Annotated in this window: 14 protein-coding genes; 5 read left to right on the top strand and 9 right to left on the bottom strand. The window is 66.2% G+C overall.

Annotated features, from left to right (window positions below):
• Nucleotides 1-6 precede the first annotated feature (6 nt).
• The 4 genes from ACWDSI_RS15275 (at nt 7) to ACWDSI_RS15260 (ending at nt 3,604) form a co-directional block, all read left to right on the top strand.
• Nucleotides 7-759, top strand: a complete 753-nt coding sequence (locus ACWDSI_RS15275) for an anti-sigma factor family protein (RefSeq protein WP_449747971.1) — start codon at nt 7-9, stop codon at nt 757-759.
• Between the two features lie 163 nt (nt 760-922).
• Nucleotides 923-1,918 (top strand): thioredoxin-disulfide reductase, encoded by a 996-nt coding sequence (trxB, locus tag ACWDSI_RS15270; protein WP_449757047.1) that lies wholly within the window; start codon nt 923-925, stop codon nt 1,916-1,918.
• Nucleotides 1,919-1,954: 36 nt separating this feature from the next.
• Nucleotides 1,955-2,293: a thioredoxin gene (gene trxA / locus ACWDSI_RS15265; protein ID WP_449747973.1), complete on the top strand. Its 339-nt coding sequence runs from the start codon at nt 1,955-1,957 to the stop codon at nt 2,291-2,293.
• A 120-nt stretch (nt 2,294-2,413) separates the two neighbouring features.
• Complete coding sequence (locus tag ACWDSI_RS15260; protein WP_449757046.1) at nt 2,414-3,604, top strand: N-acetylmuramoyl-L-alanine amidase; 1,191 nt, start codon at nt 2,414-2,416, stop codon at nt 3,602-3,604.
• Nucleotides 3,605-3,631: 27 nt separating this feature from the next.
• On the opposite strand, the gene ACWDSI_RS15255 is transcribed toward ACWDSI_RS15260, so the two are convergent.
• The 9 genes from ACWDSI_RS15255 to rpmH form a co-directional block, all read right to left on the bottom strand.
• The gene (locus ACWDSI_RS15255; protein ID WP_449757045.1) at nt 3,632-4,501 is read right to left on the bottom strand and encodes a hypothetical protein; all 870 of its coding nucleotides are present in this window, start codon (nt 4,499-4,501) and stop codon (nt 3,632-3,634) included.
• A gap of 134 nt (nt 4,502-4,635) precedes the next feature.
• The gene (locus ACWDSI_RS15250) at nt 4,636-5,724 is read right to left on the bottom strand and encodes a ParB/RepB/Spo0J family partition protein (protein WP_449757044.1); all 1,089 of its coding nucleotides are present in this window, start codon (nt 5,722-5,724) and stop codon (nt 4,636-4,638) included.
• A gap of 46 nt (nt 5,725-5,770) precedes the next feature.
• Nucleotides 5,771-6,754 carry a ParA family protein gene (locus ACWDSI_RS15245; RefSeq protein WP_449757043.1) on the bottom strand — a complete coding sequence of 328 codons (984 nt, stop codon included), beginning with the start codon at nt 6,752-6,754 and terminating at the stop codon, nt 5,771-5,773.
• 107 nt (nt 6,755-6,861) lie between these two features.
• Nucleotides 6,862-7,560 (bottom strand): 16S rRNA (guanine(527)-N(7))-methyltransferase RsmG, encoded by a 699-nt coding sequence (gene rsmG / locus ACWDSI_RS15240; RefSeq protein ID WP_449757066.1) that lies wholly within the window; start codon nt 7,558-7,560, stop codon nt 6,862-6,864.
• 252 nt (nt 7,561-7,812) lie between these two features.
• On the bottom strand, nt 7,813-8,493 hold the full coding sequence (locus tag ACWDSI_RS15235) for a Jag family protein (RefSeq protein ID WP_449747979.1): 681 nt from the start codon (nt 8,491-8,493) through the stop codon (nt 7,813-7,815).
• Between the two features lie 78 nt (nt 8,494-8,571).
• Nucleotides 8,572-9,807, bottom strand: coding sequence for a membrane protein insertase YidC (gene yidC, locus ACWDSI_RS15230; RefSeq protein ID WP_449747980.1), 1,236 nt, complete (start codon nt 9,805-9,807; stop codon nt 8,572-8,574).
• A gap of 7 nt (nt 9,808-9,814) precedes the next feature.
• A complete protein-coding gene (gene yidD / locus ACWDSI_RS15225) occupies nt 9,815-10,234 on the bottom strand; it encodes a membrane protein insertion efficiency factor YidD (RefSeq protein ID WP_449747981.1) in 420 nt (139 codons plus the stop codon).
• The gene (gene rnpA, locus ACWDSI_RS15220; RefSeq protein WP_449747982.1) at nt 10,231-10,662 is read right to left on the bottom strand and encodes a ribonuclease P protein component; all 432 of its coding nucleotides are present in this window, start codon (nt 10,660-10,662) and stop codon (nt 10,231-10,233) included. The genes yidD and rnpA overlap by 4 nt, the downstream gene beginning before the upstream one ends.
• A gap of 74 nt (nt 10,663-10,736) precedes the next feature.
• Nucleotides 10,737-10,880, bottom strand: a complete 144-nt coding sequence (gene rpmH / locus ACWDSI_RS15215; RefSeq protein WP_449747983.1) for a 50S ribosomal protein L34 — start codon at nt 10,878-10,880, stop codon at nt 10,737-10,739.
• 610 nt (nt 10,881-11,490) lie between these two features.
• Between rpmH and dnaA the strand changes: the two genes are divergently transcribed.
• Entirely contained in the window at nt 11,491-13,011 is a 1,521-nt protein-coding gene (dnaA, locus tag ACWDSI_RS15210; protein ID WP_449747984.1) for a chromosomal replication initiator protein DnaA, read from the top strand.
• Nucleotides 13,012-13,544 lie beyond the last annotated feature (533 nt).

Here is a 13,544-nt window from a genome sequence, read left to right as displayed (position 1 = left end):
ACAAGAATGAGCACGACGTATCGGGATCCCCCGTATCCGGATCCCCCGTATCCGGTGGATCTCCTCGCCGATTTTCACGCCGGCGTGCTTCCCGACGACGTCGCCGCGCACATCCGGTCACGCCTGCCGGACGATCCGGCGGCCCGGCACGTTCTCGCCGCGCTCGATCAGACGCAGGCAGAGCTGCGCGAGCTCCCCGTCGAGCCGATTCCGGCGCCTGCGGAGGTCCGGGCCCGCACCGAACAAACGCTCGACGCGGTACGCGCCGAGGTGGATGCAGCGTCGAGTCCGGCGCGTCGGCGGGCCGCGTCCCGCTGGGGCCGGACGCCCACGCCGGTGCGCGCCTCGGTGATCGCGCTGGCGGCGGCCGCCGTGGTGGCGGTGCTCGCCGGGGTGCTGATCGCGGTGCTGCCCCGCACCGGCGACGACGCGGCGGGCGTGCAGGCCGGAGCCACTTCGACGCCCGCGGCCGGAGCATCGCTCGACGGTACCGAACGTGCTTCGGCGCTCACCGTGCTCGGCGACTCCTCGGCGCGCCCGTTCGGGTCCGAGTCCGCGCTGCGGCGATGCACCGCGGCCAACGGCGTGCCCGCATCCACACCGGTCCTCGGTTCCGGCGACATCGTCGTCGCCGGTGTGCCGCGCATCGTGATCCTGCTCGGAACAGGGGTGGCCGGACGGTTCGACGCGCTGGTGGTGGAGCGGGGCTGCGACACCGGCAATCCCGCCACGGTGTCGAACACCACGATCGGCGGATGACCACACACCCCTGACCCCACACCCCTGACCCCACACCCCTGACACCGACCGGACGACGGCCCCCGCGCCAGGGGAACATCTGCCCTTAGGCTTGTGTTGAAGCAGCGGGAACCGGACCGCCACCAGCGCGTGGTGTCCCGCGTCCACGAGCACGGAGGATGGATTGACTCACACAGACAACCCGCAGGTCCACAATCTGATCATCGTCGGGTCGGGCCCGGCCGGATATACCGCTGCCGTGTACGCGGCACGCGCCGAACTGGCGCCCGTGGTATTCGAGGGCACACAGTTCGGCGGTGCGCTGATGACCACCACCGAGGTGGAGAACTTCCCGGGTTTCCAGAACGGGATCCAGGGTCCCGCGTTGATGGATGAGATGCGCGAACAGGCGATCCGCTTCGGCGCGGACCTCCGCATGGAAGATGTCGACGCCGTGCGGCTCACGGGAACCGTCAAGGAGGTCGACGCCGGTGGGGAGACCTATTACGCACATGCCGTGATCCTCGCGATGGGCGCCGCCGCCCGCTACCTCGGAATCGAGGGTGAACAGGAACTCCTCGGTCGCGGCGTGTCCGCCTGCGCCACCTGCGACGGATTCTTCTTCAGGGATCAGGACATCGCGGTGATCGGCGGCGGCGACTCGGCCATGGAGGAGGCGACGTTCCTCACCAAGTTCGCCCGCAGCGTCACCCTGGTGCACCGTCGCGACGAGTTCCGCGCCTCGCGGATCATGCTCGACCGCGCCAAGGCCAACGACAAGATCCGCTTCGTCACCAACTCGGCAGTGAAGTCGGTGGTCGGCAATGGATCGGTCACCGGACTCGAACTCGAGGACACGCGAACCGGTGACACGCAGGTCATCGACGTGACCGGCATGTTCGTCGCGATCGGGCACGACCCCCGCAGCGAGCTGGTGCGCGGTCAGGTGGATCTCGACGCCGAGGGCTACGTCAAGGTGCTGGGACGCACCACGTATACGTCCGTGCCGGGTGTCTTCGCCGCCGGCGACCTGGTGGATCACACCTATCGCCAGGCGATCACCGCGGCGGGCAGCGGATGCTCGGCCGCGATCGACGCCGAGCGTTGGCTCGCCGAGCAGGGCGACGTGGCACCGATGCCGGCAGAGGGCGATGTGATCGCCGTCCAAGCGAACATCTGATTCACTCGAAACGAAAGAACTGTCAAGGAGGACACCATGGGTGCAAACACCGTCGCCGTCACCGACGCGACCTTCAAGGATGAGGTACTGGGCGCCGACAAGCCCGTACTGGTCGATTTCTGGGCCACCTGGTGCGGTCCGTGCCGCATGGTGGCCCCCGTCCTGGAGGAGATCGCCCGCGACCACTCCGACAAACTCACCGTCGCGAAGCTCGATGTGGATGCCAATCCCGCGGTTGCCCGTGACTTCAAGATCATGTCGATCCCGACGCTGATCCTGTTCGAGAACGGCCAGCCGACCAAGACGATCGTCGGTGCGAAGGGCAAGGCCGCGCTGCTGCGCGAGCTCGATTCCGTCGTCGGCACCTCGGCGTAGTCGATCCCCGCGAGTTTGGACCCGGGCCGCCGGACCTGAGACAATGCTGCTTATCGTCCTCCGCTGAGGTTGTCGTACCCGCGGAGGACGCGCAGTGCGGCACCCGACCGAGGAGATCACATGCCAACGTTCCGACATGGGGATCGGGGGTCGGCCGTCGCCGAGATCCGTTCGATTCTGTCGGGACAGGGTCTGATGGTCGCCAACCGCGGTCGTCACGCAGTCACGTCGTCGACAGATGCAGAACAACCCGCCTCGGTGGCCGATGCGGTGTTCGACGACGACACCGATCACGCGGTGCGCGCCTTTCAGCAGCAACGGGGACTGATCGTCGACGGTGTTGTCGGGCCCGCCACCTATCGCGCGCTGCGCGAGGCCTCCTATCAGCTCGGGGCACGCGTGTTGCTGTACCGGCTGTCGGCGCCGATGGTCGGCGACGACGTCTCCGCGCTACAGGGCCGCCTACAGAATCTCGGCTACTACACCGGTCTCGTGGACGGTGTATTCGCCGAGGGCACCCACAACGCGGTGTGTCTGTATCAAAGTGAATACGGATTGTCGGCCGACGGTATCTGCGGTCCGTCGACACTACGGTCACTCGACCGTCTCGGCACCCGTGTCACCGGCGGCTCGCCCTATGCGATCCGCCAGGAAGAGCACGTGCGGCGGTCGGGCCCGCGGCTCTCCGGCAAGCGCATCGTGATCGACCCGGGAACCGGTGGCGGACACGAGTATTCGACCGGGGAGTTGGCCGAGATCGAGTCCCGCGTGCTGTGGGATCTCGCCGCCCGACTCGAGGGTCGGATGGCTGCGGCGGGGATGGAGACATTCCTGTCACACGACGGCCGGGGCGAGCCCACCGATGACGAACGAGCCCGTGTGGCCAACATGGTGGATGCCGACATGATGATCTCGCTGCGCTGCGGGCATCATCCGACGTCGGCGGCCAACGGTGTTGCGTCGTTCTATTTCGGCAACGCGCGCGGATCGTACTCGACCATCGGTCGCACCCTCACCGACTTCATCCAGCGCGAGATCGCTGCGCGCACACCACTTGTCGACTGCCGCACGCATGAACGCACCTGGGAGATCCTGCGTCTCACCCGGATGCCGGTGGCACTGATCGACGTCGGTTACATCACCAATCCGCACGACGTCGAGGTGCTCGAGGATCCCAACTACCGCAACGTGATCGCCGAGGCCATCCTCGTCGCGGTCAAGCGGCTGTATCTGCTCGGTGAGGACGACCGCCCCACCGGCACATACACGTTCGCTGATCTTCTTGCGGCCGAACGGATTTCAGGCTTCTAGGAAGCTCTGGCTGTCGGACCTCGGGCGTCAGAACAGGTTTCGGCGTCGCGCCACCGGCACAGCGGTGCGTTCCCGGCCGGCCAGGTCGATGGCCGCCATCACCACCAGCTTGTCCAGGGCGCTTTCCACCTCGAACTTCCAGCCCAGTCCCTCGTCGAGTTCGAGTCGGAACCGCGGGAACCGCGGATGCGACGACACCACGTCGAACGCTGAATCCTTCAGGAACGCCGCGTCGATCATGCACTGGGTGCACAAGTCGCCCTGCGGGCTGTCCAGGATCTCACGCGCCACCTCGACGATCGATTCCTCCGACCAGGTACTCAGATCGTTCGGCACCGCGAGCAGGGGGGCTTCACCGGCGGTCGCATCCGTCGCGTCGCCGGACTCGGGGTAGGCGACTTGCCGACGTGGCGTGCGCACCAGCCCGAACGCCTCCACCGCACGTACACCGCGTCGGATCAGATCACCGAGCGTCGCATCCAAGAGCAGACCCGCTGCCTCCTCGAAACCCGGTTCGGTGCGGATCGACGTGAGCAGTACCGCGTCGGCGCTCACCGGCGAGGTCGGGAAGGAACGAGACCGCGGCACCCGACCGGGCGGGGAGTAGAAGGCGGTGCCCACCACCACGCCGGTGCCGGCGTCGATGGCCACCTGCCCGCAGGTGCCCCATTCCAGAAGCACCGAGGAGATCCACGCCTCCTTGTCGAACTCGCTCTCGAAGCGGTCCGCCGAGAATGCGGCGAGCGGATCGCTCGGCAGCGCGGGGGACGACTCGTCAGAAGGCGCCGTGAGTGCCGAATCGACGGGCGGACCGACCTCCCAGAAGACACATCGGCGGGTGTGCGACGGCAACGACTCGAACGCTTCGAGATCCAGCCGCGTAACCGTCAGATTCACCGTGTACCGCCCTCGCTGGTCACCCGAGGCCCGCCCTCGCATACCAAAGGTGTTGTGTACCAAAGCCTTTGGCGGTCGGGCTGCTTCCGGTGATGATCAAGTGTCACTGTGACGTAACTTCCGCATGTCCTAGGTCAGGGTTTTGCCGCGGTTGGTGGGTCGATGGTTTCGACAATACGTTCCAGATCGTCCACCGACCCGAACTCGACGACGATCTTGCCCTTGCGCTTACCCAGGCTCACGGTGACGCGGGTGTCGAGCGTGTCCGAGAGCCGTTCAGCCACCTCCTGCAGCCCCGGCATCTGCATCTGACGACGCCGAGCAGGCGTCGGCGTGGGGGAGGCGGGGCCATCGCCGCGATTGGCGAGCGTCACCGCCTCCTCGGTCGCCCGCACCGACAATCCCTCGGCGACGATGCGCGCGGCCAGTACCTCTTGCTGATCGGAGCCCGTCTCCAGAGACAGGAGTGCCCGGGCATGGCCGGCGGAGAGGACGCCCGCAGCCACCCGTCGTTGCACCGGGATCGGCAGTTTGAGCAAGCGGATCATGTTGGTGATCACCGGCCGGGACCGTCCGAGTTTACTGGCGAGTTCCTCGTGGGTCACCCCGAACTCGTCGAGCAACTGCTGATAGGCCGCCGCTTCTTCCAGCGGATTGAGCTGTGCGCGGTGAATGTTCTCCAGGAGGGCGTCGCGCAGCATGTCGCCGTCGGCGGTCTCACGCACGATCGCCGGGATGGCGTCGAGTCCGGCCTCCTGGCTGGCACGCCAGCGGCGCTCGCCCATGACGAGCTGATACCGCACTCCGTCGGTCGTCGGTGTCTCGAGTTTGCGCACCACGATGGGCTGCATGAGCCCGAACTCGGAGATCGAGTGGACGAGTTCGGCCATGGCCTCTTCGTCGAAGACGGTCCGCGGCTGATGTGGGTTGGGTTGGATCGCCGCGGGCGGGAGCTCCTGATAGACCGCGCCCACTTCGTCGGGGGTGCCCACATCGGGCACCCTCGGCTGGTCGGCCACCGCGGTGGTGCCGGCTCCGGACGCGGCTGCGCTCGCACCGGCCGCACCGCCGGACCCGCCGGAGCCCTTGCCGATCACCACATCGGCCGCCGCCGATCCCAGCTTCGGAGCGGTGCTGTCGGTGTCCGGGGGACCGGTGGGGATGAGGGCGGCGAGACCTCGGCCGAGTCCGCCGCGTCGGGGTGCGGTGTCGCGCTGACTCACAGCATTCCTCTCGATGAAGCAATGGGGCGATAGCTGGGACGTGCGTTCACGCGGAACTCCCCGTGTCCGCGGTCGGCGTCGCATCGGCTTCGGCCTGCGCCCGCAACGCCACCTCCCGTGCGGCGTCGAGGTAGCTCATCGCTCCACGTGAACCCGGATCGTATTCGATGATCGTCATGCCGTAACCCGGCGCTTCCGACACCTTCACGCTGCGCGGGATGATCGTGCCGAGCACCTTGTCACCGAAGTGGCGTCGGACTTCCTCGGCCACCTGATCGGCGAGCTTGGTGCGGCCGTCGTACATGGTCAACACGATGGTCGACACGTGCAGGGTGGGATTCAGATGCGCCTGCACCAGCTCGATATTGCGCAGCAACTGTCCGACACCTTCGAGTGCGTAGTACTCGCACTGAATCGGGATCAGGACCTCGCGCGCGGCCACCATCGCGTTGACGGTCAACAGCCCGAGCGAGGGCGGGCAGTCGATCAGCACGTAGTCGAATCCGAACTCCGCGATCGCGTCGGCGTTGAGCGCGTTGCGCAGCCGATTCTCGCGTGCGACGAGACTCACCAACTCGATCTCGGCACCGGCCAGGTCGAGCGTGGCCGGGACACAGAAGAGGTTCTCGTGGCTGGGGCTCTGCTGGATCGCCTCCCGCAAACTGACCTCGCCGAGCAGCAACTCGTACACCGATGCGATGTCGGGGGCGCGGTGATCAATTCCCAGGGCCGTGCTGGCGTTGCCCTGTGGGTCGAGATCGATCACGACCACACGGAGCCCGTGCAGGGCCAGCCCCGCCGCCAGGTTCACCGCCGTCGTCGTCTTACCGACGCCGCCCTTCTGATTGGCCACGGTGATGATGCGCGTCTGTGGGGGGCGGGGGAGCTGGCCGGTTCCCCCCGGTGTCAGCACCTGACTGGCTCGTGCCGCAGCTGCCGCGATCGGGGTGTCGTCGTAGGTCGGCGTCGAAGTGGACGCACCGACGGGCCGGACGGTTTCACGTGAAACATCCGGATCAGCTTCCGTCACGCCTTGGCTCCTCTGCCCTATCCGATACTCGTCGGCACTCACTCAACTCGCCCCTGTCGTGGTGGTGCATCGTCGTTGTCGTCCATTCTGCGCCCTCCGAGTCTCCGTCACCAACTACCGGCCGTTCCGTCGTCGTGCACGTCCGGGTCGTGTCTTGCCGTCCCCGGGCGATCGCCGACGATCACCGTTGTCGGCGGGTCCAGATGACCGACACCACAGTGTTCGACGCGCAACCCGACGATCCCGTTCCGCGCGGCCGCAGCCTCGTCACGAGCGATCTCGTCGACGGCCGACGATCCCTTGATCGCCACCAATCTGCCGCCGTCGCGAATGAGCGGCGCCGACCATCTCGAGAGCCGCTCAAGCGGCGCGACCGCACGCGAGGTGACGACGTCCGCGAGGGGCACCGCGGCGCGCACCGACTTCTCCTCGGCCCGGCCGCGCTCTACGCGCACCGCCAACCCGAGATCGGCAACCGCGCGCTCGAGAAAGGTTGCCCGCCGTAACAGAGGCTCGATCAAGGTGATCGCCAGATCGGGTCGGGCGATCGCCAGTGGGATGCCCGGAAGGCCCGCGCCGCTCCCGATATCCACCACGGCGCAGTCAGCGGCCACCTGCTCCTCGATCACTGCACAGTTGAGGATGTGGCGCTCCCAGAGACGCGGGACCTCCCGCGGTCCCATCAATCCGTGCTCGATGCCATCGGTCGCAAGGATCACACAGTAGCGTTGCGCCAACCCGAGCCGATCACCGAACACCTCTGCCGCGAACGGGGGAGGGGAGGACGCAAGGGAGGCGGCATCCACCGCTTCCTCTGTGGCGCGGCTCTGAAGGGGTGGACCGTCCAGCGGCCGGCCCTGCTCGTTCGGCTCATGTTTCACGTGAAACCTTCGCGCCTTACTGTCGCTCGACAATCGCGGGTCTGCCGCGTCGACGTTTCACGTGAAACATCCCACCGGTCCGCGAACAACATAGGTGTAATTCAGTCTGCACAAACGAAAGAAGTCCCGGCCGAAGCCGGGACCTCATCGTACTAAGGAGTGCGCGCTCGGACGTGACTAGTTCGTCCGGAGCACCACCACGCGGCGCTTGGGCTCGGCGCCTTCGCTCTCGCTCATCACGCCGTCGACCGCCGCAACGGCGTCGTGGACGATCTTCCGCTCGAACGGGGTCATCGGATCGAGCTCTTCACGATCGCCGGTGTCACGAACGCGCTCGGCGACCTCCTGGCCCAGACGGGCAAGGCGATCACGACGGTCGGCGCGCCACCGGGCGATGTCGAGCATCAGTCGACTGCGATCACCGGTCGCTTGCTGCACGGCCAGTCGAGTCAACTCCTGCAGTGCGTCGAGCACCTCGCCCTTGCGGCCGACGAGCTTGGACAGGTCGTCCCCACCGTCGATGCTCACCACCGCGCGGTCGCCGTCCACATCGAGGTCGATGTCTCCGTCGAAGTCGAGCACATCGAGGAGCTGCTCGAGGTAATCGCCGGCGATCTCACCCTCCTCGACCAACCGCTCTTCGTCATCGAGTTCATCGTCGGTGTCGGTGTCGTCGGTGTCGTCGGCATCCGCATCCGCATCCGCACCGCCGGTGACTTCCGCGGTGACCGCCTCAGTGCCGTCCGCAGCGGCATCCCCGTCAGCGGTCGCCTCGGCCGACGTGTCCACCGCAGTGCCCGCGGTCTGCGTCTGCTCGTCCACCGTCGGGTCGGTCTGGGTCGCGGTTTCTGCTGTCATCTCAGTTGCACCTCGCTGTGTGTGTTCCGGTCAAAGTCTCTGGGAGGGAAAGTTCTGTGGGGGAGGGGAGTGTCGCGGCTACCGCCGGCCGCCCTTGCGGCCTCCGCCGCGTTTGCCTCCGCCGCGGCCCGCTCCCTGCTTGCGGCTGCCCGGACCCGACCCGGCGGCACTCTTACCGGCCGACGACTGTCCCGGCTTCTGCCCGGCTTTCGGTTTGTTGCCCACCACGTGCTTGGTATCCGGACCCGTCGACTCGGCCGCGGCCCCATCCGAGCCACCCGACTCCGAGCCACCCGACTCCGATGCCGCAGTTCCCGACGAACCGTCGCCCGAGGTCGTCGCGGTCGCATCTCCGGTCGGGGCCGACCCGTTCACCTCGGGGTGCTTCTTGGCTCGGTCCGGGCGCGCACCCGGCTTGGGGGCGTTGGCCTTCAGCTTCTCCTGCTTGGCCTGCCGAGCCTCTTCTTCTTCCTTCTCGATCCGGCCGAACACGATGTGCTGCTGGCCGTAGGTCCAGATGTTGTTGCTCATCCAGTACAGCAGGATGGCGACGGGGAAGAACGGGCCCGACACCAGGATGCCGAGGGGGAAGACGTAGAGCGCCAGCATGTTCATCATGCGGGTCTGCGGGTTCTCCAGCGCCGCCTCGGGCTGCCGTGCCACCGACGCGCGCGAGTTCATGTGCGTCGCGATCGAGGCGATGATCATCATCGGGATCACCACGATGGCGATGTTCATCCGGGTGAAGTCGATGGGCGACCCCACCTGGACGAACGCTTCCCACTGAGCCTTGGGCTGGGTGATGTACGCCGACAGCGGCACACCGAACAGACGAGCGTCGAGGAAGTTCTGCACCTGCTCCGCGCTGAAGAAGTAGTTCGCGGCGCCTCGCGTCTCCTGCGGCGACATGCCCAACTGTCCGATGCCGGTCGCGGTGCGGTTGAACGAGCGCAGCACGTGGAACAGGCCGATGAACACCGGGATCTGCAGCAGCATCGGCAGACAGCCGAGGAGGGGATTGAACCCGTGCTCCTTCTGCAGCTTCTGCATCTCCTCGGTCATTTTGACCCGGTCTTTGGCGTACTTCTTCCGGATCGCCTGCAGCTGGGGGTTGATCTCCTGCATCTTCTTCGTGGTGCGGATCTGCTTCACGAAGGGCTTGTAGAGGATCGCGCGGAGGGTGAACACCAGGAACACCACCGACAGCGCCCAGGCAACACCGTTGCCGCCCGGAGTGTTCGGCGTGATGAAGTCGAAGAGCCAGTGCCAGACCCACATGATGCCGGACACCGGGTAGTAGATGAAGTTCAGCACGGGTCAGTTACCCCTTACTCCCGTTGGCGGCACCACGGTGGGTGTGGTGCTCTCGAGTCGTACATGATGACTGGTTTGTGTGGGACGTTGTCCGCGACGACGATGGCCACCGGATCTTCTGCTCGGGAACCGGGTCGTAACCGGGTTTGTGCCAGGGCCCGCACTTGAGAAGCCGGATCACCGCGAGCGTCCCGCCGTAGAAGAACCCGTGCCGCTCAAGGGCCTCCACCGCGTACCCCGAGCACGTCGGCTCGAAGCGGCAGGTCGGCAGCCGTAGCGGCGACACCCACGTGCGGTAGAGCTCGACGAGAAAAATGACGATGCGTCGCGGCAAGAGGTGCAGCCACCGCGCGGTCGTCGACAATGCCCGCCGCCACCCTGGTGCCGGCGTGACGGTCTCGTGCTCCGACGTGGTGGGCGCGGTCATCGCGGGCCGCCGACGGAGATCGCCCCGGAAGTGTCGAGTGCCAGGCGTCGTGCCCGGCGATCGGCGAACACGGTCCGCAGTTGTTCGGCGAGGTCGGGTGCCGACCGCTCGGCGGCACCGGGCAGCGCACGGATCACGACGGCGGTCTCCGGGCTCGGGCAGTCCGCGGCCACCGCGGCGAACGCCGACCGCAACCGGCGCGCCACTTGGTGCCGGGTAACCGCCGACCCCACTGCCTTGCTCACAATCAAACCGAGCCACGGACCACCGGTCGTCGCGACATCGACCCGCCGACCCGCAGCGTCGGGCCACTCGCGGGGCGTCACCAGGAGATGGACCACCACGTCATGCGCGGAGATCCGCACGCCACGTTTCAGCGTGCGGGAAAAGTCGGATCTGCGTGAGATCCGATGAGATGCTGCCGTCATCGACCAGTCACCACCGACCACATTCGCACCCGGTCGCCGGTGGGACCGGACGCGGCGTGGGTCGTGCTCGACGATCAGGCCGTGAGCTTCGCGCGGCCCTTGCTGCGGCGGCTGTTGACGATCGAACGGCCCGCACGCGTGCGCATGCGCAACCGGAAACCGTGCACGCGTGCACGACGACGATTGTTCGGCTGGAAGGTCCGCTTGCCCTTGGCCACGGCTGAACTCCTTGTGCTCGGACGTGGACGCACCGAACTTCGTGCGCAACCCACGCTGTACTGGGTGGTCTTGCTGATCGAGGCTGCGGTGCCGGACTGACGCCGGTTGGGTGCCCCGCTCTCAAGGACGGATCGAGGGCTTGCACCCCGACCCGTCGGTGAACAACGCTTGACACCGCGCAAATCCGCATACCTGGATGACCCGTCGAGACTACTGGACCGGGGCCATCCAAATCAAACGAGCGACCATCCGTACGCCTGCTGACCTGCGTGAATCCGGATTCCGGTACGTCCGTCGTCCCGCGTCCACGCGCGGCGTCGGACAGATCGGTGCAAGTCGGTGATCGGCTTTGTCACCCGAACGAGCGCAATTCGGGCTTCCGTTATCGATGTCGTTCGGGGTCTGTTAGCGTCGAATGATCGCCGGCGGGCACGACCCATCCCGTCCACCCGCTCACGGGCAACCGCTCCGCCCACAGCGGTGACGTTCTGTTCCCAACCAGTTGTACACATTTGTGGATAACCGTGTGGACAAGTCCCGTGGACCCTCGACATGGTTGAGACCTTCGATGCCGATACTGGTAATTTCTCCCGGCAGGAGGGCCGTACCGTGAGCACAGATCGCGACTCGTTCGGGGAGGTCTGGCAACAGGTCGTCGCCGAGTTGAACGACGATGCCGGATCCCACGAGCACGAACCCCTGACCCGGCAGCAGAAGGCCTGGCTCTCACTGGTCCAGCCGCTCACGCTGGCCGAGGGATTCGCCTTGCTCACCGTTCCCACGCCGCTCGTGCAGGAACAGATCGAACGCAATCTGCGTGACACCATCCGCGCCGCGCTGTCGCGCCACCTGAATCAGCCGGTCGATCTCGGGGTGCGGATCTCGACGCCGACGCCGCTGCCCGACACTCTCGCCGAGTCCGTCGCCACTGCCGCCGGTTCCCCGGTGCTCGAGACCGCACCTCCCGACGCCGCGACCACAAACGCCGTTGGCGTCCCGGCACCGGCCTCCGACGCCGGCGCCGACACTGCGACGACTTCGAACTCCTGGCCCTCCTACTTCGCCGAGCGGCCCACCACCTCATCGGCCACCGGCACAGGTGCCAACCTCAACCCGAAGTACACCTTCGACACCTTTGTCATCGGGGCCTCCAACCGATTCGCCCATGCGTCCGCCGTCGCCGTCGCCGAGGCACCCGCACGCGCCTACAACCCCTTGTTCATCTGGGGTGAATCCGGACTCGGGAAGACCCACCTCCTCCACGCCGCCGGCCACTACGCGCAGCGACTGTTCCCCGGCATGCGCGTCAAATACGTGTCCACCGAGGAGTTCACCAACGACTTCATCAACTCACTGCGCGACGACCGCCGGGTGGCGTTCAAACGCCGCTACCGCGACGTCGACGTGCTGCTGGTGGACGACATCCAATTCCTCATCGGTAAGGAAGGCATCCAGGAGGAGTTCTTCCACACGTTCAACACGCTGCACAACGCCAGCAAACAGATCGTCGTCTCCTCCGATCGGCCTCCCAAACAGCTTGCAACACTTGAGGATCGGCTACGCACTCGATTCGAGTGGGGTCTGATCACCGATGTGCAGCCGCCCGACCTCGAGACACGCATCGCGATTTTGCGCAAGAAGGCGCAGATGGACAGCATCGTGGTGCCCGACGACGTGCTCGAGTTGATCGCGTCGAAGATCGAACGCAACATCCGCGAACTCGAGGGCGCGCTGATCCGGGTGACCGCATTCGCCTCGCTCAACAACACCGAACTCGACAAGTCGCTGGCCGAGGTGGTGCTGCAGGCGTTGCTGCCCAATTCCGGCACGCTCGAGGTGAGCGCGGCCAGCATCCTCGCCATCACCGCCGAGTACTTCGACATCTCCGTCGACGAACTACGCGGGCCCGGCAAGACCCGGTCGATCGCCCAGGCCCGCCAGATCTCCATGTATCTGTGCCGTGAGCTCACCGATCTGTCGCTGCCGAAGATCGGCGAGACCTTCGAACGTGACCACACCACGGTCATGTACGCCGAACGCAAGATCCGCAAGGAGATGGCCGAGCGCCGCAAGGTGTACGACCACGTGCAGGAACTGACCGCGCGGATCAAACAGCGCGCCGTTCGCTGAACCCTGCACACCTCCGCTTTTGCAGCGGGATCAGGCCGCGTGCCGACCGCCAACTCTCGACTGTCACCGCAGGGTTGCTGTCGCATCCGACGGCATCCGCGCCGTGTCCACCCATCGTCGGTACACAATGTCACGCATCCATGTGCCCTGTGGATGAGTTGTGACCAACCCGTCGGCGAATGTGTACGGCGCGTGCACAGGATTCGAACAACACCACACCATCCCACAACCTGGCCGCTCGATTCGATGTGATTCCACGGCTCCTGCACACCCGCACCACGCTGCGGGCCACGGCTTTTGGGTGCTTCTCCACAACTTCCACAGGCCCTATGACTGATATGGATCCCTCTCTTGAAAGACTCTCTTTTAAGAAGGATCTGTGCACACACCCGCCGATGCCGACCGCCGTCGCCGATGGTGACACCGCGCATCGAGGCAACACGGCGTGGCGACTTGACCCCAACCACCACCGATGTCGTGGCGTCGTTCTACAGTGGGTATCCCTGGCGAGTTCAAGAGAAGGGCAACCACCG

This window comes from Gordonia sp. NPDC003429, from assembly GCF_053588575.1.
Note: the sequence above shows the minus strand (reverse complement) of the source record. Positions and strands in the feature narration are given on the sequence as shown.